Source organism: Pseudomonas sp. So3.2b, from assembly GCF_019464415.1.
GTDB lineage: Bacteria > Pseudomonadota > Gammaproteobacteria > Pseudomonadales > Pseudomonadaceae > Aquipseudomonas > Aquipseudomonas shahriarae.
Map to the genome: position 1 here is coordinate 1,287,604 of NZ_CP080494.1, position 20,037 is coordinate 1,307,640.

At 61.4% G+C, this 20,037-nt stretch carries 19 protein-coding genes; 13 read left to right on the forward strand and 6 right to left on the reverse strand.

The window, feature by feature from the left end:
* Nucleotides 1–9 precede the first annotated feature (9 nt).
* Nucleotides 10–1,377 carry a DUF1329 domain-containing protein gene (locus K1X80_RS05665; RefSeq protein ID WP_169990148.1) on the forward strand — a complete coding sequence of 456 codons (1,368 nt, stop codon included), beginning with the start codon at nucleotides 10–12 and terminating at the stop codon, nucleotides 1,375–1,377.
* Nucleotides 1,378–1,530: 153 nt separating this feature from the next.
* Nucleotides 1,531–4,071 (forward strand): LuxR C-terminal-related transcriptional regulator, encoded by a 2,541-nt coding sequence (locus tag K1X80_RS05670; RefSeq protein ID WP_198792279.1) that lies wholly within the window; start codon nucleotides 1,531–1,533, stop codon nucleotides 4,069–4,071.
* A 144-nt stretch (nucleotides 4,072–4,215) separates the two neighbouring features.
* Here the strand turns inward: K1X80_RS05670 and K1X80_RS05675 are convergent, their stop codons facing one another.
* Nucleotides 4,216–5,004, reverse strand: a complete 789-nt coding sequence (locus tag K1X80_RS05675) for an IclR family transcriptional regulator (RefSeq protein WP_057958335.1) — start codon at nucleotides 5,002–5,004, stop codon at nucleotides 4,216–4,218.
* Nucleotides 5,005–5,123: 119 nt separating this feature from the next.
* Here K1X80_RS05675 and hmgA point away from each other — a divergent pair, with 119 nt between their 5' ends.
* The 4 genes from hmgA to K1X80_RS05695 all read left to right on the forward strand — a co-directional run bounded on the left by hmgA (nucleotide 5,124) and on the right by K1X80_RS05695 (nucleotide 9,789).
* Nucleotides 5,124–6,407 (forward strand): homogentisate 1,2-dioxygenase, encoded by a 1,284-nt coding sequence (hmgA, locus tag K1X80_RS05680; RefSeq protein WP_220172708.1) that lies wholly within the window; start codon nucleotides 5,124–5,126, stop codon nucleotides 6,405–6,407.
* A gap of 3 nt (nucleotides 6,408–6,410) precedes the next feature.
* Nucleotides 6,411–7,709 carry a fumarylacetoacetase gene (fahA, locus tag K1X80_RS05685; RefSeq protein ID WP_057958337.1) on the forward strand — a complete coding sequence of 433 codons (1,299 nt, stop codon included), beginning with the start codon at nucleotides 6,411–6,413 and terminating at the stop codon, nucleotides 7,707–7,709.
* Between the two features lie 12 nt (nucleotides 7,710–7,721).
* Nucleotides 7,722–8,366 (forward strand): maleylacetoacetate isomerase, encoded by a 645-nt coding sequence (gene maiA, locus K1X80_RS05690; protein WP_115127449.1) that lies wholly within the window; start codon nucleotides 7,722–7,724, stop codon nucleotides 8,364–8,366.
* A gap of 67 nt (nucleotides 8,367–8,433) precedes the next feature.
* A complete protein-coding gene (locus K1X80_RS05695; protein ID WP_057437836.1) occupies nucleotides 8,434–9,789 on the forward strand; it encodes an aromatic acid/H+ symport family MFS transporter in 1,356 nt (451 codons plus the stop codon).
* Nucleotides 9,790–9,866: 77 nt separating this feature from the next.
* Here the strand turns inward: K1X80_RS05695 and K1X80_RS05700 are convergent, their stop codons facing one another.
* Nucleotides 9,867–10,670: a SirB1 family protein gene (locus tag K1X80_RS05700; protein WP_220172709.1), complete on the reverse strand. Its 804-nt coding sequence runs from the start codon at nucleotides 10,668–10,670 to the stop codon at nucleotides 9,867–9,869.
* A gap of 185 nt (nucleotides 10,671–10,855) precedes the next feature.
* Here K1X80_RS05700 and K1X80_RS05705 point away from each other — a divergent pair, with 185 nt between their 5' ends.
* Entirely contained in the window at nucleotides 10,856–11,896 is a 1,041-nt protein-coding gene (locus tag K1X80_RS05705) for a Glu/Leu/Phe/Val dehydrogenase dimerization domain-containing protein (RefSeq protein ID WP_057958339.1), read from the forward strand.
* A gap of 32 nt (nucleotides 11,897–11,928) precedes the next feature.
* On the opposite strand, the gene K1X80_RS05710 is transcribed toward K1X80_RS05705, so the two are convergent.
* Complete coding sequence (locus tag K1X80_RS05710; protein ID WP_003188807.1) at nucleotides 11,929–12,189, reverse strand: YebG family protein; 261 nt, start codon at nucleotides 12,187–12,189, stop codon at nucleotides 11,929–11,931.
* Between the two features lie 424 nt (nucleotides 12,190–12,613).
* Between K1X80_RS05710 and K1X80_RS05715 the strand changes: the two genes are divergently transcribed.
* The 4 genes from K1X80_RS05715 (at nucleotide 12,614) to K1X80_RS05725 (ending at nucleotide 14,974) form a co-directional block, all read left to right on the forward strand.
* Entirely contained in the window at nucleotides 12,614–12,943 is a 330-nt protein-coding gene (locus tag K1X80_RS05715) for a DUF6124 family protein (protein ID WP_057958340.1), read from the forward strand.
* Between the two features lie 233 nt (nucleotides 12,944–13,176).
* Nucleotides 13,177–14,139, forward strand: a complete 963-nt coding sequence (locus K1X80_RS05720; protein WP_076965387.1) for an IS110 family transposase — start codon at nucleotides 13,177–13,179, stop codon at nucleotides 14,137–14,139.
* Between the two features lie 36 nt (nucleotides 14,140–14,175).
* The gene (locus tag K1X80_RS28070; RefSeq protein ID WP_081044175.1) at nucleotides 14,176–14,364 is read left to right on the forward strand and encodes an antitoxin; all 189 of its coding nucleotides are present in this window, start codon (nucleotides 14,176–14,178) and stop codon (nucleotides 14,362–14,364) included.
* A 160-nt stretch (nucleotides 14,365–14,524) separates the two neighbouring features.
* Nucleotides 14,525–14,974: a phosphate-starvation-inducible protein PsiE gene (locus K1X80_RS05725; RefSeq protein ID WP_032857668.1), complete on the forward strand. Its 450-nt coding sequence runs from the start codon at nucleotides 14,525–14,527 to the stop codon at nucleotides 14,972–14,974.
* 1 nt (nucleotide 14,975) lies between these two features.
* On the opposite strand, the gene K1X80_RS05730 is transcribed toward K1X80_RS05725, so the two are convergent.
* The 3 genes from K1X80_RS05730 to K1X80_RS05740 form a co-directional block, all read right to left on the reverse strand.
* On the reverse strand, nucleotides 14,976–15,293 hold the full coding sequence (locus K1X80_RS05730; protein WP_057444533.1) for a DUF3509 domain-containing protein: 318 nt from the start codon (nucleotides 15,291–15,293) through the stop codon (nucleotides 14,976–14,978).
* 269 nt (nucleotides 15,294–15,562) lie between these two features.
* Complete coding sequence (locus K1X80_RS05735) at nucleotides 15,563–16,852, reverse strand: serine/threonine transporter (RefSeq protein WP_057437841.1); 1,290 nt, start codon at nucleotides 16,850–16,852, stop codon at nucleotides 15,563–15,565.
* Nucleotides 16,853–16,912: 60 nt separating this feature from the next.
* A complete protein-coding gene (locus K1X80_RS05740; RefSeq protein ID WP_120731690.1) occupies nucleotides 16,913–18,289 on the reverse strand; it encodes an L-serine ammonia-lyase in 1,377 nt (458 codons plus the stop codon).
* A gap of 138 nt (nucleotides 18,290–18,427) precedes the next feature.
* Between K1X80_RS05740 and K1X80_RS05745 the strand changes: the two genes are divergently transcribed.
* A complete protein-coding gene (locus K1X80_RS05745) occupies nucleotides 18,428–19,375 on the forward strand; it encodes a LysR substrate-binding domain-containing protein (protein WP_057437845.1) in 948 nt (315 codons plus the stop codon).
* Between the two features lie 212 nt (nucleotides 19,376–19,587).
* Nucleotides 19,588–19,995 (forward strand): HPF/RaiA family ribosome-associated protein, encoded by a 408-nt coding sequence (locus tag K1X80_RS05750; protein WP_057437847.1) that lies wholly within the window; start codon nucleotides 19,588–19,590, stop codon nucleotides 19,993–19,995.
* Nucleotides 19,996–20,037: the final 42 nt, after the last annotated feature.

Sequence of the window (20,037 nt, forward strand, 5' to 3'; positions counted from 1 at the left end):
ACAACAACCATGCGTAAGACGATTTTGCAGTGCGGTGTGCTGGCCCTCAGCCTGTTGGCCGCCAACGTGATGGCCGCGGTGTCACCGCAAGAAGCCGCCAAGCTGGGGACCACCTTGACCCCGGTGGGTGCGGAGAAGGCCGGTAACGCCGATGGCTCGATCCCGGCCTGGACCGGCGGCATCCCGAAAAACGCCGGTGCGGTGGACAGCAAGGGCTTTTTGGCCGACCCGTTTGCCAATGAAAAACCGCTGTTCGTGATCACTGCGGCCACGGTCGACAAGTACAAGGACAAACTCTCGGACGGCCAGGTGGCGATGTTCAAGCGTTATCCCGAGACCTACAAAATCCCGGTCTACACCACTCACCGCACGGTCAACCTGCCCGACGATATCTACGAGTCGATCAAGCGCAGCGCGCTCAACGTCAAGTCGATCAACGACGGCAACGGCCTGGAAAACTTCACCGGCAACCGCTACTACGCCTTCCCGATTCCGAAGAATGGCGTCGAGGTGTTGTGGAACCACATCACCCGTTACCACGGCGGCAACCTGCGGCGCATCATCACCCAGGCCACACCGCAGACCAACGGCAGCTACACGCCGATCCGCTTCGAAGAAGAAGTGGCGGTGCCGCAACTGATCCCGGACATGGACCCGACCAAGGGCGCCAACGTGCTGACCTTCTTCAAGCAGTCGGTCACCGCGCCCGCCCGCCTGGCGGGTAACGTGCTGCTGGTGCACGAAACCCTCGACCAGGTGAAGGAACCGCGCCTGGCGTGGATCTACAACGCCGGTCAACGCCGCGTGCGCCGTGCACCGCAAGTGGCCTACGACGGGCCGGGTACCGCGTCCGACGGCCTGCGCACCTCGGATAACTTCGACATGTTCTCCGGCGCGCCAGACCGCTACGACTGGAAGCTGGTGGGCAAGAAGGAAATGTACATTCCCTACAACGCCTACAAGCTCGACTCGCCATCCCTTAAATATGACGACATCATCAAGGCCGGCCATATCAACCAGGACCTGACCCGCTATGAACTGCACCGGGTCTGGGAAGTGGTCGGCACGGTCAAGCCCAACGAACGGCACATCTATGCCAAGCGCCACATGTACATCGACGAAGACAGCTGGCAAGTGGCGCTGGTGGATCACTATGACGGCCGTGGCCAACTGTGGCGCGTTGCCGAAGGCCATGCGCAGTTCTACTACAACCACCAGACCCCGGCCTACACGGTCGAGACCCTGTACGACATCATCGCCGGGCGCTACATCGCCCTGGGCATGAAGAACGAGGAGAAGAGCAGCTTTGTGTTCGGCTTCAACGCCAAGGCAGCGGACTACACCCCGGCGGCCTTGCGCGCCTCGGGCGTACGCTGACCTGAGGTTGTAAACCCAATCCTGTGCCGGGCTCAAATGAAGCCCGGCTTTTTTATGCTCGGCAATCAGCCCGCTGAATACTTCTTCAACAACGCCCATTGACAGGACTACGGTAGTCCGCACGCCGCATAACAATAAAAAAGGGACGCTGTAATGACCGCCATGACCCGTCGCCTGGATCGTCCTGGATTCATGCCACGTCTGTCTTCCCACCATTTGCTGCGCCCACGCCTGGCCGAGCCGTTGCGGGGTACCGAGGCGCGGGTCCGGTTGCTGTGCGCGCCGGCCGGCAGCGGCAAGAGTGCGTTGTTGGCCGAATGTGCCCTGCAGGCCCCGGCGAGCTGCCAGGTGTATTGGTTGCCGCTCAATGGCGCGGCTTTGGCCCCGCTGGATTTCTGCCAGCGCCTGGCCCAGAGCCTGGGCCTGGCGTTTGTCGATGAAGCCAGCTTGCTGCTGGACCTGAGCCGCTGGCAAGCGCCGGCCTGGCTGTTTCTCGATGACTATTGCCGGGTGTCGGCACCGGCCCTGGATGCCTTGCTCGACCGGGTGCTGACGGCCAGCAGCCCGGCCTTGGTCTGGTGGCTGGGGGCGCGGCGCCGACCGGCCTGCAATTGGCCGCGGCTGCTGCTCGATGATGAATTGTGGGAGTGCGGCGGCACCGAGTTGGCGTTCGATCAGCGCGAGGTCCAGCAACTGCTCGAGCATCACGCCGCAGCCGGGCAGACTGCCGACAAGGTCCTGCAATTCAGCGCCGGTTGGTGCGCTGGCGTGCGTATTGCCCTGCTGGAAGGCGACAGCCATCCCGACAGCGGCGCCTGGCATGGGCGTTCCCAGACCCTGCTCGACTATCTGCAGCACGAGCTGTTCAGCACCCTGCCTGAAGAGCTGGAGGAGGCCTGGCGCGTACTGGCGCACTTGCCACGTTTTAACCAGGGGCTATGCGAACACCTGTTTGGCTTTGGCGATGGCGCCGACTACCTGCGCGAACTTCAGGCCCTGGGGGCGTTTATCGAGCCCTGGGAAGACTCGCCGGACTGGCTGCAGGTCTTCACCCCCCTGGCCCAGTTGCTGCGCGACGAACCCTGGCCGGCCCGGCGCTCTTGGCACCGGCGCGCCTGCCAATGGTTCAGCGCGGCCCAGGATTGGCAGGCGGCGTTCGAGCAGGCGCTGTTGGCCGAGGAGTACGAAGCGGCGGTGAGCCTGCTGGAGCACTTCAGTTTCGAAGACCTGTTCCGTCAGCAAAACGCCGTGTTGTTGTTGCGCCTGCATGAGCAGCACGGTGACGAGTTGATGCTCGGCTCGGCGCAACGGGTGGGGCTGGTCACCGCCGCCTTGCTGTTTGCCGGGCGTTTCGAGCAGGCCGCGCAATGTGTTGATCAACTGGCACGTTTCACCCCGCAACCCACGGCCGCCTTGCAACGGCATCTGCTGGCGCGCTGGCAGGCGCAGTGGGGGTGGTTGTTGCATCTGGGGGGCGAAGCGGTGCGGGCCCGCGCGCACTTTCTCGATGCGTTGAATGATCTGCCGGACAGCGCCTGGACGTCGCGCCTGATGTGCCTGTCCGGGCTGACCCAGCAAGCGCTGTTGCGCGGCGAACTGGACGTGGCCCAGGCCCTCAACCGCGAGGCGCTGTGCCTGGCGCGGGCCCATGGTTCGCTGCTGCTGGAGGCGCTACTGGAGCTGGATCATGCGCAACTGCTGGAGCAGCGGGGCGCACCGTACCGGGCCCAGAGCCTGCTGGAAGGCGTGCAGGCCATGTTGATCCAGCAGCGTCTCAAGACCGGGCCGCTGATGGGCCGGATTGCCTTGCGCCGAGGGCATCTGGCACTGCGCCAGGGGCATGACGCCCTGGCCACCGAATGCCTCGAAGCCGGCCTGGGCATGTGCCTGCATAGCCAGGACAAGCGCGTGCTGTATGGCTTCCTCGGGTTGGCAATGCTGGCGGCCAACCGCGGCGACTACGCCCAGGCGTTTATCCAACTGCGCGACGCCGAGCGCCTGATGCAGCGCCGGCAGGTGCCCGACACGGTGTACCGGGCGGTGTTGCTGTTGCTCAGCGGGCATTTCTGGCTGCAACAGGGGCGGGCCGAACTGACCCTGGAAGCGGTCAGCCGGGTACTGCGCCATTATCACGGCCCCCACGCCAAGCAGGCGCCGCCGGCGACCCTGGAGTTGATCCCCCGGCTGGAGTACCTGCTGGTGCTGGCCCAGGTCAAACTGCGCCGTGCCGAGCAACCCATCCAGCGGCTCACCGCCTTGCTCGACACCGCCCGCGAGTCTGGCATGCAGTGCCTGGAAGTGGAGTTGCAGTTGGTGCTGGGCGAGGTGGCCTGGCAACTGGGGGAGAAAGCGCTGGCGGTGCGTGCGCTGCAAACCGGTCTGGCCCTGGCGGCGCGCTGTCAGGTGCAGCAGGCGGTGCGTGAACTGCGCCTGCGCCAGCCGGGGTTGCTCAGTGAGTTGGGGCTTGAACCTCAGGAGGCAGTGGCGGCGCCGGGGGAAAACCCGTTGAGCCAACGGGAGCTGGAAGTGTTGCAACTGATCGCGCTGGGCAACTCCAATCTGGAAATTGCCGACCTGTTGTTTATCTCGCTGCACACGGTGAAAACCCATGCAAGGCGGATTCACAGCAAATTGGGGGTGGAGCGGCGCACCCAGGCGGTGGCCAAGGCCAAGAGCCTGGGCCTGATGGCCTGATTACTCCCAGCAACGCCGATCAACAGGTGGGAGCTGGCTTGCCTGCGATGGCGGTGTATCAGTCGCAGAATGTATCAACTGACCCACCGCCATCGCAGGCAAGCCAGCTCCCACATTAGCCCGCATGCATTCAGTTCCAGCGAGTCAGGGTTGATAACCCATCCGCCAACTCACCGCCTGGCTCGCTGCCAGTAATTGCCGGGCCGCCGGTCCATCTTCATCGGCATGGAACAACGAGGTCGGCCCCACCACCGTCATCACCGCCACCACCTGCCCCAGCGCATTGAATACCGGCGCCGACAGCGCATCGACCCCCGGCATCAGCAAACCATGCACAAAGTGCAGGCCACGCTGGCGAATCTGCTCACAGGCCTGCACATACGCCTGGTCGTCCGCCAGCGCATGGGCGATGCCGGCCTGGATCTCCTGCGCGCGCAGGTCAACGGTTTCGCGCTCTGGCAAAAACGCGCTGAACACCAGCCCCGTCGAGGAACTGAGCAGCGGCAGCACCGAGCCCAATTGCGTCACCACCGTGACCGCACGCACCGCCGGTTCGATATGCACCACGGTCGCGCCGTGGTTGCCCCATACCGCGAGAAAGCAGGTTTCATTCAACTCGTCGCGCAGCTGCGCCAGGGGCAGGGTGGCGACTTTCAGTACGTCCATGCTGCCCAGCGCCGCCAGCCCCACGCGCAAGGCCTCGCGGCCCAGGCCGTAATGGTTGGTGGCCGCGTTCTGTTCGGCAAACCCCGAGGCAATCAGGGCCTGCAAGTAGCGGTGGACCTTACTGGCCGGCATCTGCACGTGCTCGGCCAGACGCGACAGGGATGTGGCCGGCGACAGTTCGGCCAGGGCCTTGAGGATGTCGGTGCCGACTTCGGCCGAGCGGACTTTCTGTTTACCGGTGTCGCGGGGGGCGGGCGGCTTTTCCATGGAGAGCGTGTGTCCGAAAGACGAATGGCGGTCTTTATAGCTTGACGGTCGATACGGAGCAAATTACGTTATGCGTAACTGGATTACGATAAAAACAACTTCCTTACTGAGGACGATCCATGACCCTCGATTATCAATCGGGCTTTGGCAATGAATTCGCCAGCGAAGCCTTGCCAGGTGCGCTGCCGGTCGGCCAGAACTCCCCGCAAAAAGCGCCCTACGGGCTGTACACCGAACTGTTCTCCGGCACCGCGTTCACCATGGTGCGCAGCGAAGCCCGGCGCACCTGGATGTATCGCATCCAGCCGTCGGCCAATCACCCGGCATTCATCAAGCTGGACCGGCAACTGGCCGGCGGCCCGCTGGGCGAGGTCACGCCCAACCGCCTGCGCTGGAACCCGCTGGATATACCTGCAGAACCCACCGACTTTATCGACGGCCTGGTCGGCATGGTGGCCAACGCCGGCGCCGAGAAGCCCTCCGGCATCAGCATCTATCACTACCGTGCCAACTGCTCCATGGAGCGGGTGTTCTTTAATGCCGACGGCGAACTGTTGATCGTCCCTGAGCAAGGCCGCCTGCGCATCGCCACCGAACTGGGGGTGCTGGAGGTCGAGCCGCTGGAAATCGTCGTGTTGCCACGGGGCCTGAAATTTCGCATCGAGCTGCTGGATGCCCAGGCTCGCGGCTACGTCGCCGAAAACCACGGCGCGCCGCTGCGCCTGCCGGACCTGGGGCCGATTGGCAGCAATGGCCTGGCCAACCCCCGGGACTTCCTGACCCCGGTCGCCCGTTACGAACATCTTTCGCAACCGACGCCCCTGGTGCAGAAGTTCCTCGGCGAGCTGTGGGGCTGCACCCTCGACCACTCGCCGCTGAACGTGGTGGCCTGGCATGGCAATAACGTGCCGTACAAATATGACCTGCGCCGCTTCAACACCATCGGCACGGTGAGCTTCGATCACCCGGACCCGTCGATCTTTACTGTGTTGACCTCGCCCACCAGCGTTCACGGCCTGGCCAACCTCGACTTCGTGATCTTCCCGCCGCGCTGGATGGTGGCCGAGAACACCTTCCGTCCACCCTGGTTCCACCGCAACCTGATGAACGAATACATGGGCCTGATCCAGGGTGCCTATGACGCCAAGGCCGAAGGCTTCCTGCCCGGCGGCGCGTCGTTGCACAGTTGTATGAGCGCCCACGGTCCGGATGGCGAGACCTGCACCAAGGCCATCGCCGTCGACCTGGCGCCGCACAAAATTGATAACACCATGGCCTTTATGTTCGAGACCAGCCAGGTGCTGCGCCCGACCCGCTTCGCCCTGGATTGCCCGCAATTGCAAAACACTTACGACGTTTGCTGGGCCACGCTGCCGGCAACCTTCAACCCGAATCGGAGATAAGCCATGACGCAGTCCACTCTCACCCGCAGTTGGGTGGCCTCGGCCAACGGTCACACGGATTTCCCCCTGCAGAACCTGCCCCTGGGCATCTTCAGCCACAACGGTTCGGCACCGCGCAGTGGCGTGGCGATCGGCGAGCACATTTTTGATCTGCAAGCGGCCCGTGACCTGTTTGACGGTGAAGCGCGCCGCGCCATCGACGCTATGGCGGACGGCCAACTGAACGCCTTCTTCGAACTGGGCCGCGGCCCACGGGTGGCACTGCGCGAACGCCTGCTGGAACTGCTCGCCGAGGGCAGCAGCCAGCAAGCCCAGCTGCAAGCCCTGGGCGCCCAGGTGTTGCCACTGGCCGCCGATTGCCAGATGCACCTGCCGGCGAAAATCAACGATTACACCGACTTCTACGTCGGCATCGAACACGCGCAGAACGTCGGCAAACTGTTCCGCCCGGACAACCCCTTGCTGCCCAACTACAAGTACGTGCCGATTGGTTATCACGGCCGCGCCTCGACCATCCGTACCTCCGGCACCGAGGTGCGCCGGCCCAAGGGCCAGACCCTGCCAGCCGGCCAGACCGAACCGACCTTCGGCCCGTGCGCACGCCTGGACTACGAGCTGGAACTGGGCATCTGGATCGGCCAGGGCAATGCCATGGGCGACTCGATTGCCATTGGCGATGCCGCCGAGCATATCGCTGGCTTCTGCCTGCTCAACGACTGGTCGGCCCGCGATATCCAGGCCTGGGAATACCAGCCACTGGGGCCGTTCCTGTCGAAAAGCTTTATCACCAGCATCTCGCCCTGGGTGGTCACGGCCGAAGCCCTGGAACCGTTCCGCAAGGCCCAGCCCGCACGCCCGGCCGGCGATCCACAACCGCTGCCGTACCTGCTGGACCCCCGTGATCAGGCCGCTGGCGGCTTTGATATCGAACTGGAAGTGCTGCTGACCACCGCCGCGATGCGCGAGCAGAACCTGGCGCCCCATCGTCTGACCCTGAGCAACACCCAACACATGTACTGGACCGTGGCGCAAATGGTCGCGCACCACAGCGTCAACGGCTGCCAGCTGCAGGCCGGCGACCTGTTTGGTTCGGGCACCCTGTCGGGCCCCGAGGCCGGTCAGTTCGGCAGCCTGCTGGAAATCACCGAAGGCGGCAAAAAGCCGATCGAACTGGCCTCCGGCGAAGTGCGCAAGTTCCTTGAAGACGGCGATGAAATCATCCTGCGCGCCCGCTGCCAGCGTGAGGGGTTTGCCTCCATTGGTTTCGGCGAATGCCGTGGCACTGTGGTCGCCGCGCGCTAAGGGGGCGAGGGGATGGAGCTCTATACCTACTATCGTTCCACGGCGTCTTATCGGGTGCGCATCGCCCTGGCGCTCAAGGGCCTGGACTTTACCGCGCTGCCGGTCAACCTGCTGGTGCCCAAGGGCGGCGCCAACCGCCAGCCCGAGTACCTGGCGATCAACCCCCAGGGCCGTGTCCCGGCGTTGCGTACCGACGAGGGCGAACTGTTGATCCAGTCGCTGGCGATCATCGAATACCTGGACGAACGTTATCCACAGGTACCGCTGCTCGCCAAGGACCTGGCGGCCCGCGCCCATCAGCGTGCAGTGGCGTCGATCATCGGTTGTGACATCCACCCGCTGCACAACTCCAGCACTCAGAACCTGCTGCGTCAGTGGGGGCATGACGAGGCGCAATTGCTGGAGTGGATCGGGCACTGGATCAGCCAGGGCCTGGGCGCCGTGGAGCAATTGATCGGTGACCAGGGCTATTGCTTCGGTGACCAGCCAGGGCTGGCGGATGCGTTTCTGATCCCGCAGTTGTATGCGGCAGAGCGCTTCAAGGTGGCGCTGGAGGGTTACCCGCGAATCCTGCGTGTCGCCGCATTGGCAGCCAAACACCCCGCCTTCATCCAGGCCCACCCCTCCAACCAACCTGACACCCCTGACACCCCCTAGATCCATGTGGGAGCTGGCTTGCCAGCTCCCACAAGTGATGCCCCATAAAAATAAAAAGGTCCTTGCGATGCACAATCAGATTGCCAGCTTTCGCGCGGCACTCGACGCCCGTCCGGTGTCGCGCTACCAGTGGTTGATTCTCCTGTTGTTAGCGTTGTTGCTGGTCACCGATGGCTATGACGCTCAAGTGTTGGGCTACGTGGTCCCGGCCCTGGCCCAGGACTGGGGCCTGGAAAAGGCCGCCTTCGGCCCGGTGTTCAGTGCCAACCTGCTGGGGCTGACCTTGGGCTCCCTGGCTGTGACGCCCCTGGCCGACCGTTTCGGCGTGCGCCGCATCCTGCTCGCCTGCGTACTGATCTACGCCAGCCTCACGGTGCTGATGGTATTCGCCAACTCCCTGAATACCCTGATGGCCGCGCGCTTTATCTGCGGCATTGGCATGGGCGGCGCGATGCCCAGCGCCATGGCCTTGATGTCGGAATATTCGCCACCGCGTATGCGCACGTTGATGGTGACGCTGGCGGCCTGCGGGTTCTCGTTCGGCGGGGCAGCAGGCGGTTTTGTCGCGGCGGGGTTTATCGACAGCTTTGGCTGGCAGGCGGTGTTCCTTGCCGGTGGCGTGACGCCGTTGCTGCTGTTTCCCTTTCTGGTATGGCTGCTGCCTGAATCCTTGCCGCGTTTGTTGCGCGATGCACCGCCCTATACGCGCCTGCAGAAAGTCACGGCGCGCATGCTGCCCGGTTGGCAGGCACCGGCGGCCAGCGAAGAACAGAATCGCCAGGAGCAGGGCAGCAAGCTGACTGTCGTGGAGTTGTTTCGTAATGGCTATGCACGGCCGACGCTGCTGATCTGGTCGACCTTTTTTGTCAGCCTGATCCTGCTGTATTTCATGATCAGTTGGTTGCCGTCACTGCTGCTGGAAAGTGGCATGGCCTTGAACAAAGCCAACCTGGTGACCTCGATGTTCCTGTTCGCCGGCACCCTGGGCGCGATTGGCATGGCCTGGTTTGCCGACCGCCTGAAAAGCAAAGTACGCCTGCTTTCCGGTGTATTGGCGGCAGCGGCGGTGTGCACGATTCTGTTGGGGCTCAACCATGACAACCCGCGTTACCTGGTGGCGTTTGTGTTTGCGGCGGGCTTTTGCATCATCGGCGGCCAGTTGACCCTCAATGCATTTGCCAGCAACTTCTACCCGGCCCATGTACGTGCCACGGGCACCGGCTGGGCACTGGGTGTCGGGCGGTTTGGTTCGATCCTGGGGCCGTTGTTTGGCAGCATGCTGCTGGCGATGCACGTGCCGGTGCAGCAGATTTTCTTCTTCTGCGCGATTCCGGCGGTGATCGCCGCGTTGTTGATCATTCAGGTGCGCTCGCCCGAGGCCAAGGCGCCGGTTGAGATCCTTCAGCACCCGCTTGAATCCTGAGGGGCAACCCCCTTACTTGTGGGAGCTGTCGAGCCCCAGCGGGGCTGCGATGGGGGCGGCGCGGTTCAAGGTCTCCGTCAATGCACCACCGCCCCAAGCGGCAAATGCCCCAGCCGTTCCGTCAGGCGCAGCCGCTGCACCGGGTCTTCACTGAGCAACAGCGCATGCTCAAGATCGAAGCGCTCGGCATTCGGGCAATCCAGGTGCTTGTACAGACTGGCCCGCGCCAGATAGTCGGCGGCGCTGGCGTCGCCCAGCTCCAGCACGCGCTCGGCGTCGATCAGCGCCGCCAGGTGATGGTCATTGGTCAGGTGCAGTTGCCGCAGGTTGCGCGACAGCCGCTGCAGGATCAGTCGCGGCTCGGCGCTGCGTAGGTGTTCGGCTTGCAGCTTGAGATTGGGGCCGTACTGGCGTTGCAGCAGTTCGCGGCAGTCGTTGGGGTACAGCCGCCGCCCGCCGCAGGGGTCGAGCAAATGATCGGCACCGCTTACCCGCAGCAGGAAGTGCCCCGGAAAATTGACCCCCACCATAGGGATCTCCAGGCGCCGCGCCAACTCCAGGGCGATCAGGCCCAGGGCCAGGGGTTGTCCGCGTCGGCGCTGCAACACCTTGTCCAACAGGGCGGCGGCGGGGCGCAAGGGGGTGAAGTCATCCTGGGCGAAGCCCAGGTCATTCATTATCCGCAGCAACGGCTGGCCCAGTTCATCGGCCGGCAGCAGCGGCATGCCGAGGCTGACTTGCTGTTGCAGCACCGTGAAGTCAGCCAGGATCGCCTGCGGGTCCACGGCAGGGTCGTGCTCGGCAGCGATCCATAACGCGGCTTCAAACAGCGCCGGAGGCGAGCGGTGCAGGCATTCGAAAAAGGCTTGGCGGGGATTCATTGCATTCTCCGTCGGATGTCCCGTTTTAGCCTTGCCAAGAACTTTCGTCCAGCTTCTTGAGAACCTACCTACCTGGATATGTCGCAAAGCCTGTAATTGCGGGCTGCTTATTCCTGCACGCTCCGGCAACCTTTTCCCGGCAGCCTATACTTGGCGACTACAAGAAGTGATTCGGGAGCTTGACGATGTTTGCTCTCATGCACAGCACCCGCCTTGAATCCCTGCACCTGAGCGTTGACCCGGTGACCGGGTTGAAGGCGGTCATTGCCATCCACAGCAGTCGCTTGGGGCCGGCCCTGGGTGGCTGTCGCTACCTGGCCTACCCCGACGATGAAAGCGCCGTGGCCGATGCCGCGCGCCTGGCCCAAGGCATGAGTTACAAGGCCGCGCTGGCCGGTCTGCCGGTGGGCGGTGGCAACGCGGTGATCATCCGCCCGGCCCATGTGGAAAGCCGCGCCGCGCTGTTCGAAGCTTTTGGCCGGTGTATCGAGCAGCTCGATGGCCGCTATATCACCGCCATCGACAGCGGCACCTCTGTGGCCGACATGGACTGCATCGCCCAGCACACGCGCTTTGTCACCAGCACCACTGCCGCTGGCGACCCGTCACCCCATGCGGCCATGGGCGTATTCGCCGGCATCCGCACCGCCGCCATGGCCCGCCTGGGCAGCGACAACCTGGAAGGCCTGCGTGTGGCAATCCAGGGCCTGGGCAACGTCGGCTACGCCCTGGCCGAACAACTGCACGCCGCTGGCGCCGAATTGCTGGTGAGCGATATCGACCCAGGTAAAGTGCAACTGGCCATGGAGCAACTGGGCGCCCACCCGATTGCCAACGAAGCCTTGCTCAGCACCCCCTGCGACATTCTCGCGCCGTGCGGCCTGGGCGCCGTCCTCAATCGCCAGAGCGTCGCCCAACTGCGCTGCGCCGCCGTGGCCGGCTCCGCCAGCGCGCAACTGACCCACCTGCAAGTGGCCGACCAATTGGAGGCGCGTGGGATCCTCTACGCACCGGACTACGTGATCAACTCCGGCGGCCTGATCTATGTCGCCCTCAAGCACAACGGCGCGGACCTGGCGACCATCACCGCGCACCTGTCCAACATCGGCACCCGCCTGACCGAAATCTTCGGCCACGCCCAGGCCGAAAAACGCTCACCTGCCCGAGTGGCCGATGAGCTGGCCGAACGGCTGCTGTACGCCGAGCCCTTATTAAAAAGGCCCTGAATCAATGATTCAGGGCCTGTTCAATTCGGGCTTTATTCCGCCGCCGGGTTCAGCAACTCGGACAACGCATCCGGCTGGCTCTTGAACGCCTTGGCAAACACATCGCGATTCTTCGCCATGTAGATCCCGGCTTCCTCCACCTGCTGCTCGCTCAGGGACGGCACGGCTTTTTGCAACACTTCTGCGAGCAACTCAGCGAGTTCAAGCATCTTGTCATGACGGTCAGCTTCGGCTTTATCCATGAACAAACGCTCCAGATCTCGGCTGCTGCGGTATACCACTTCGACGGCCATTCACCACCTCACATGCCTTCACGATAGTTGTCTATTGCGACTACTGTATTTATATACAGCTAAAAGGATAAGCCAATCCATGGGGTTTGGGTAGCAGCTTTTTAATGTAGTTGGGAAATGGGGGTTTGCTACAACGGAAATTTCTGACAACTTGCCGGGGTTGCGCTGGATTTGTCCGGTGGCTTACCTTCCTCGGGCGCTGCGTATGCAGCGAGTGGGCTTGGCGGCCCAGCAAGGAAAGCGCAACAACCCTCAATGAGCTTGCAGGCGTTTTTTGCATCTGCACTCTTATGTCATGGCGGGTTGCGCATGGACCCTTCGGGGTGCCGGGTTTCTTCCTTACCGGTCCGCCAACCTTGTGCAATCCGTCACCCAACCTGCTTGGCGGCAGGCGGTGATGGTTTCTCTGCTAAGGAACTACACCATGAAAAAGCATTCCCCCAACCCCCCAGACAACTCAGGCAATGACGCTCGGCTGCAAGCGGCTGCCAATCGGGCCATTGATCACTACTTGCGGTCTGAATCGCTTCAACCTGCTCCGGAGCCCCCCGCGACGCTTTTCAGCGTAACGCCTCGGGCTGACACGCAAACCTTACTGGTCAACGCCAGCGAAACCTTGAATAGCGCCCGTGAAATGGCAAGCACACTGGCTTTTGATCTTGATGGCTCACAGCGCAGCTTGCTGTTGGCAATTCACCAGTTGGTGGAGATGGGTGGTTTACTGGTTGACCGCGCGCTAGAGCAGGTGGCATAGGCCGATCCCAATACACAGGAGCTGGCAAGCCAGCTTGTATGGTTAGACTTGTAGGGGTGGTGGGACTAAAAGCCAGCATCTGACTCTAGCCAGTACAGACCGTGGGAGACTTCGTCCCACCCCTTCACCAAAGCGCCGATAAGGAATGCATCGGCCATGACCGACGATAGAAGCAAGCCAGCGCAACGGTGAAGCCCCGACAAGCCCGTAAACCCTAACCCGGAGCTTTTCTCATGGCAATGACTGTCTCGCAATCAATCATTGGAGTGGATGTCGCTAAAGCCGAAGTAGTTGTTTATCAAAGTGAAACTGCTGAAACAAAGATCGTATCGAACAAGAAAAGCGAGCTGAAGGCATGGCTGAAGTCTTTGCCTGCGGGCAGCGCCATCGCAATTGAAGCCACCAATATCTATCACGTGGATACCGTCAATTTGGCTCATTCGATGGGCCATATCGTTTACGTGATTGATGGATATCGCCTTAGCCATTACCGCAAAGGCACAGGTGGTCGCGCTAAAACAGACTTCAGTGATGCGCAGTTGCTGGCTCGCTACTTGAAGAATGAACAGGCTGATTTACGCGCCTGGAATCCGCCGCCGAAGATTTATACCAAGCTTCAAAGCTTGCTGCGTCGACGCGCAGCGCTGGTGAAAATGCGTGTTGCACTGAATCAGAGCTGGGCGGGCGAGCCATCACTCAAGGCCTCGTCCAAGAGCATTTCAGCGTGTCTTGATAGGCATGAGGGGCTCATTGAGAAAAGGATATTAGATGCTGTTACTGAGGCGGGGCTTTTGCATCAGGTCAAGCGCTGCCAAGCCGTCGAGGGCATTGGTTTTCTGACAGCGGTTGCCCTGGTAATGGCGTTTCAGCGAGGAGAATTTGAAAGTGCTGACGCTTACATCGCGTTCTTGGGAATGGACTTGAGAGTATCCGATTCCGGGCAAATGAGCGGACGCCGCTCATTGAGCAAGAAGGGAGATTCAGAGATACGCAGATTGCTGCATAACGCGGCGTCAGCAGGTATCAGGTCAGAAGCCTGGAAACCTTTATACGAGGGTTATCTGGCCAGGGGCCTGAAAACGACTCAAGCCCTGGTCATCATTGGCCGCAAGCTGGCGCGCATCGCCTTTTCGCTCATGAAAAACCTGAGCGAATACCAGTCAAAAGCGGTTTTGGGGGCTTCCCCAAAACCATAGAATCTCCTACAAAATCGGCATAGGCTTTGAATTTTTATCGAGACTTCTTTTCCCTCAGATATCCCCGCAGATACCCAAGAGCCCGCCGCCAGTTATGACCGCTGGTTCCGTTCCCAGGTGAACGCTGCCCTTGATGATCCAAGCCGTGGCGTCCCTCATGATCACGTCATGGCAGAAATGCGGGCGCTGATTGACGCCAGGGTCGCAAGACATTCAATTGATTGAAGTGCCTCATATCAAGCCGCCATCATCTCACTCTGCAATCCCTGGCCTTTTTTCTGCATGCCTAACTATCGTCACGCCGAACGGGCATTATCCGATCCGCCGTGAGGCACGACGCAGGTATTGGCCGGGTTGGCTATTTTTTAAACAGTGGTGGTGAGCAATGACAGAAATGAAGTGGGCCGACAAAGTGCGCAAAAGCCTGCACGCGAATGCAGATTCCCTGGGCAACCTGGCAGTGGAGGCGTTTCACTATCTGGCGCTTTTTGGTATCGGTGCAATCACCGCCTATGCGGCAATAATGACCTTTATCGACATGTTGCAAAAAGGTGGTATCAGCGTTGATGACATCCTGCTGCTGTTTATCTACCTGGAGTTGGGCGCCATGGTGGGGATCTACTTCAAGACCAACCACATGCCCATCCGCTTCCTGCTCTACGTGGCGATCACGGCGTTGACCCGCCTGCTGATCGGCGACGTGTCCCACCACAATGCCCCGGACCTGGGCATCATTTACTTGTGTGGCGGGATTCTGTTGTTGGCGTTCGCCATCCTGGTGGTGCGTTTTGCTTCGTCGCGCTACCCATCGGTCAAGGAAAAGTCCGAATCCTGAGTCAGAGCCCGGCCGCGATGGGCGGCCGGTTGCTCGGCGGGCGCTGCAGCAGTTTGTGACTGTCGCCGTCGGTCATCACTGCCAAAATCTCCATGGCGCTGTGCCCTTGTTCAATGGCAATGCCGAATTGCACGCTTTGCACCAGGCGTTTGAGGCGTTGCGGGTCGTTGCGCTGTTCGGCGCTGATCATGCGTTTGGCGACCACGCCGCTGTCGTCGGAGAGGGTCAGCATGATGCTGCCGTCCAGGCGCTGGATGCTCAGGTTGACCCGGTATTGGGGGGCGAACGTGTCGGTGATCAGTTGAAAAGGATTGTCCATGGTGCGTTACCGCCTGATAAGAACATGCACTGATTGACGACCGGTATGGCGATTGGTTCGTGTTGCCTAACCACCGGTCGCAAGCTCCGTTTTCCTTCAGTGGGTGTACAGCAAGGGGCGTGCCGTACAGCTATCTTTCTGACGACGAACTGCCCCTGTGGGAGCGGGCTTGCCCGCGATTGCGGTGGATCAGCCAACCATTCAGTGACTGATGCAGCGCTATCGTGGGCAAGCCCGTTCCCGCAGGTTGATCTGTGCAGTGAGCTGTTTCAGGGCACCAGCGAGAAAATGACCGCTGACAGCGCAATCAGCCCCACCAACACCACAAACACATTCGACACCTGGCCCGAATACTGGCGCAGCGATGGCACGCGGCGGATTGCGTACATCGGCATCAGGAACAGCAAGCACGCGATGATCGGCCCGCCGAGGGTTTCGATCATGCCCAGGATGCTTGGGTTGAACGTGGCCACGGCCCAGCAACTGAGGATCATGAACACCGCGGTGCAGCGTTCCAGCCAGCGCGCCGACAAGGTGCGGTTGCGCCCGCGCAGGGTTTTGACGATCAGGCCCTGGAAGCCTTCGCTGGCGCCGATGTAGTGGCCGAGGAAGGATTTGGTGATGGCCACCAGCGCGATCAACGGCGCCGCGTAGGCGATGACCGGGGTCTGGAAGTGGTTGGCCAGGTAGGACAGGATCGAAATGTTCTGCGCCTTGGCGGCGGCAAGATCAGCCGGTGACAGCGCCAGTACGCAACTGAAGCAGAAGAACATCACCGTCAGCACCATCATGCCGTGGGCCGTGGCCAGGATGCCGCTGCTCTTGCGTTCGGCTTGGGCGCCGTACACGCGTTTCTGGTCCACCGCAAAGGCCGAGATGATCGGCGAATGGTTAAACGAAAACACCATCACCGGAATCGCCAGCCACAGGGTCTTGAAGAACACCGGCAGGGGCATGCCCTCACTGGCGGAGGCGAAGAACGCGCCGTTCCAGTTGGGGATCAGGCTCACGGCCAACAGCAGCAAGGCGGCGACGAACGGGTAGACCAACACGCTCATGGCCTTGACGATCACACCCTGGCCGCATCGCACAATGGCCATCAGGCCGAGGATCAGCACCAGAGACAGGATCGCCCGTGGCGGCGCAGTCATGTGCAGTTGGTGTTCCATGAAACTGCCGAGGGTGTTGGTCAGCGCAACGCTGTACACCAGCAGGATCGGGAAGATGGCGAAGAAGTACAGCAGGGTGATCAGCTTGCCGGCACCGACGCCGAAATGTTCTTCCACCACGTCAGTGATGTCGCCGGATTTGCCCGACAGCACAAAGCGCGTCAGCCCACGGTGGGCGAAGAAGGTCATGGGGAAGGCCAGCAGCGCCAGTACGATCAGCGGCCAGAAGCCGCCGACCCCGGCGTTGATCGGCAGAAACAGAGTGCCAGCACCGATGGCGGTACCGTAGAGGCCCAGCATCCAGGTGGTGTCGTGTTTGCTCCAGCCGGTCGTTACGGTTTGCGTGACAGCAGCGGGGTTTTCGGCAGCAGGTGTACGTACATCGGTCATCGTTATTGCCTCATTATTATTTTTGCGCGGGCTCACGTAGGGGGCAGGTAGCAGTGCTCCTCAGCACTCCACCCAGCTGACCGCCAGGCCGCCCCGTGAAGTTTCTTTGTATTTGTCATGCATATCGGCGCCGGTATCGCGCATGGTGCGGATCACCCGGTCGAGGGAAATGAAGTGTTTGCCGTCGCCGCGCAGGGCCATTTGCGTGGCGTTGATGGCTTTGACGGCGGCGATGGCGTTGCGCTCGATGCAGGGCACCTGGACCAGGCCGCCGACGGGGTCGCAGGTCAGGCCGAGGTTGTGCTCCAGGCCGATTTCGGCGGCGTTTTCCAGTTGCTCGGGGGTGGCGCCGAGAATATCCGCCAGGCCCGCAGCGGCCATGGCGCAGGCCGAACCGACTTCGCCCTGGCAGCCGACTTCAGCGCCGGAGATCGAGGCGTTTTTCTTGCACAGGATGCCGACGGCGGCTGCGGCCAGGAAGAAGTTGACTACATCATCGTCGGACGCGTCGGCATTGAACTTCATGTAGTAGTGCAGCACTGCCGGAATGATCCCGGCTGCACCATTGGTCGGTGCGGTGACCATGCGCCCACCGGCGGCGTTTTCTTCGTTGACGGCGAGGGCGAACAGGTTGACCCACTCCATGGCCGACAAGGTCGAGGTGATCACATTCGGTTTGCCGATTTCCAGCAGGCTGCGGTGCAGTTTTGCGGCGCGGCGCGGCACATCCAGGCCGCCGGGCAAGATGCCTTCATCACGCAGGCCTTGCTCGACGCACTCGCGCATTACCGACCAGATATGCAGCAGGCCACTACGGATTTCTTCATCGCTACGCCAGGCGCGTTCGTTGGCCATCATCAATTCAGAGACACGCAGGCCATGCTTGTTGCACAGGGCCAGCAGTTCGACGGCGCTGGAAAAGTCGTAGGGCAGTTCTACATCGCTGGTGGGAGCAATACCCGACTCGGCCTCGGCCGCCTCGATGATGAAACCGCCGCCCACCGAGTAGTAGGTCTGTTCGCTCAACAGGCCGTCTGCCCCGTAGGCATGCAGGGACATGGCGTTGGGGTGGTAGGGCAGGCTTTCTTCCAGCAACAGGAGATCGTGCTGCCAGTTGAAGGCAATTTCTTTTTGGCCTGCAAGCATTAACCTGGAGGATTCGCGCAACTGTTGGATACGCGGCCCGATCGAGGTGGGGTCAACCCGATCTGGCCATTCGCCCATCAACCCCATCACACACGCGCGATCGGTGGCGTGGCCCACGCCGGTGGCAGACAGCGAGCCGTACAGGCGCACTTCCACGCGTTGGGTGTGCTCCAGCAATTGTTGGTCGGTGAGGGACTGGGCGAAGGTTGCCGCAGCCCGCATAGGGCCCACGGTATGGGAGCTGGATGGGCCGATGCCCACCTTGAATAGATCAAAAACGCTGATAGCCATGCTAAAGCCTTACAAGCTATGGAGTAGGAAATCGCTGCCATGTTTTGTAGGACAAGCGGAAGAGGCGCGATACTGAGCCTCTAGATCGGCACTGACCAACGAATTATCCTAAGACACCCTTTAGCAGGACTAAACTCTATGGCTCGCCCCCTGCATGCCCAGACCTATGTCTGGTTGCACGTATTTGCCTGCGCTGCACGGCATTTATCCTTTACCCGTTGCGCCGAAGAACTGCACATCACCCCTGGGGCAGTCAGCCAGCAGATTCGCCAACTGGAGGAGCGTCTGGGCTTTCGCCTGTTCCATCGCCGGGCGCGTGGCGTGGAGTTGAGTGCCGAAGGGCAGCGGCTGGCGACCACGGTAAGCGAGGCCTACGGCAGCATTGATGCCGAGTTGCAGCGCCTGGATGCGGGGATGATCAGCGGCACCCTGCGGCTGCGCTCGATTCCGTCCTTTCTGGGCAAATGGTTGACGCCGCGTTTGCCGCGTCTGCAGCAGCGTTTCCCGGATATCCAGTTACGGTTGGTGGCCGAGGACAGCAGCATTGCCCTGCACGAAGGCGACTTTGACCTGGCCATCGACCTCAACGACGGCAGTTATCCCGGTTTGTTATCCACAGCCTTGCTCGACGAGCAGATATTCCCGGTGTGCGCGCCAAGCCTGTTGCGCGGGCGGCCGCCGCTGCACGGTCCGGCCGACCTGGCCCACTTCCCGCTGTTGCACGACATCACGGCCTGGCGTGGGAGTTATGAATACGCCGAGTGGGAGTTTTACCTGAATGCGATCGGCTATCCCGACGCCGACGTGCGACGTGGGCACACCTTTAACCGCAACCACCTGACCATCGAGGCGGCGATTGCCGGCATGGGCGTGGCGATTGCCCGGCGCACCCTGCTCAATGACGAATTGGAGCGCGGCACCCTGATAGTGCCATTCGGCCTTGCGGTACCGAATCACAAGCGCTACGTGCTGCTGTATGCGCCAGGCGCACTGAACCATCCCGGCGTGCGTGCGGTGCATGATTGGCTGGTGGAAGAGGCGGGGATTTTTCGCGGATTGCACCCCTTGGGAGAGGGGCAATTGTGAGGAATTACGCAGGTAGGTGGGGATACCCAACTCCCGACGATAACAGCGCTTTGGGCGGCTGTCAGGCTTAATTTGTAATGTGGGATTTATCTTTGCATAGGGGTTGAATTGTTCCTTCAGGTGCTCAATTGTGTAGTTAAGAGGTCATGGTTTCACCGCATCGGTGTTGCAGTGGTGATCTCTGGCGAGCTAGCTGAAATAAGGGAAACACTATGCAAATCCAAGTCAACAGCGACAACCATATTGAAAGCAGCATCCGACTGGAGGAGTGGGTACGTACTACCATTGAGAGCACGCTCGAACGTTATGAAGAAGACCTGACCCGCGTCGAGGTCTACCTGCGGGATGAGAACGGCGACAAGCCGGGCCCCCATGATTTGAGTTGCCGCCTGGAAGCGCGGCCAAAGGGCCATCAACCGATTTCGGTCATCCATAAAGCCGACACCCTGGAACAAGCGATCGACGGGGCGGCCACCAAGCTGGATAACGCGCTGGAACATCTGTTCGGCAGACTGCAAGGCAAGCCGCGTGCAGAGAAACGCACGCCCAACAACCAAGTCGATGAAGCCGGGCTTGAAGAGGAATTCCTGGAAAACGAACAGGCTGCGCTTAACAGCTGATTGCTGACTGTTTTTCAACCCCATACAAAACGGGCCTGCAGA

Bases quoted from the DNA above. Each gene is read 5' to 3' on its own strand.
- K1X80_RS05745 (WP_057437845.1), top strand. From the start codon at position 18,428: ATGGCTCGCCCCCTGCATGCCCAGACCTATGTCTGGTTGCACGTATTT.
- hmgA (WP_220172708.1), top strand. From the start codon at position 5,124: ATGACCCTCGATTATCAATCGGGCTTTGGCAATGAATTCGCCAGCGAA.
- K1X80_RS05670 (WP_198792279.1), top strand. From the start codon at position 1,531: ATGACCGCCATGACCCGTCGCCTGGATCGTCCTGGATTCATGCCACGT.
- maiA (WP_115127449.1), top strand. From the start codon at position 7,722: ATGGAGCTCTATACCTACTATCGTTCCACGGCGTCTTATCGGGTGCGC.
- K1X80_RS05730 (WP_057444533.1), bottom strand. From the start codon at position 15,293: ATGGACAATCCTTTTCAACTGATCACCGACACGTTCGCCCCCCAATAC.
- K1X80_RS05710 (WP_003188807.1), bottom strand. From the start codon at position 12,189: ATGGCCGTCGAAGTGGTATACCGCAGCAGCCGAGATCTGGAGCGTTTG.
- K1X80_RS05665 (WP_169990148.1), top strand. From the start codon at position 10: ATGCGTAAGACGATTTTGCAGTGCGGTGTGCTGGCCCTCAGCCTGTTG.
- K1X80_RS05700 (WP_220172709.1), bottom strand. From the start codon at position 10,670: ATGAATCCCCGCCAAGCCTTTTTCGAATGCCTGCACCGCTCGCCTCCG.
- K1X80_RS05675 (WP_057958335.1), bottom strand. From the start codon at position 5,004: ATGGAAAAGCCGCCCGCCCCCCGCGACACCGGTAAACAGAAAGTCCGC.
- K1X80_RS05705 (WP_057958339.1), top strand. From the start codon at position 10,856: ATGTTTGCTCTCATGCACAGCACCCGCCTTGAATCCCTGCACCTGAGC.
- K1X80_RS05695 (WP_057437836.1), top strand. From the start codon at position 8,434: ATGCACAATCAGATTGCCAGCTTTCGCGCGGCACTCGACGCCCGTCCG.
- K1X80_RS05720 (WP_076965387.1), top strand. From the start codon at position 13,177: ATGGCAATGACTGTCTCGCAATCAATCATTGGAGTGGATGTCGCTAAA.
- K1X80_RS05750 (WP_057437847.1), top strand. From the start codon at position 19,588: ATGCAAATCCAAGTCAACAGCGACAACCATATTGAAAGCAGCATCCGA.
- K1X80_RS05735 (WP_057437841.1), bottom strand. From the start codon at position 16,852: ATGACCGATGTACGTACACCTGCTGCCGAAAACCCCGCTGCTGTCACG.
- K1X80_RS05725 (WP_032857668.1), top strand. From the start codon at position 14,525: ATGACAGAAATGAAGTGGGCCGACAAAGTGCGCAAAAGCCTGCACGCG.
- K1X80_RS05715 (WP_057958340.1), top strand. From the start codon at position 12,614: ATGAAAAAGCATTCCCCCAACCCCCCAGACAACTCAGGCAATGACGCT.
- K1X80_RS05740 (WP_120731690.1), bottom strand. From the start codon at position 18,289: ATGGCTATCAGCGTTTTTGATCTATTCAAGGTGGGCATCGGCCCATCC.
- fahA (WP_057958337.1), top strand. From the start codon at position 6,411: ATGACGCAGTCCACTCTCACCCGCAGTTGGGTGGCCTCGGCCAACGGT.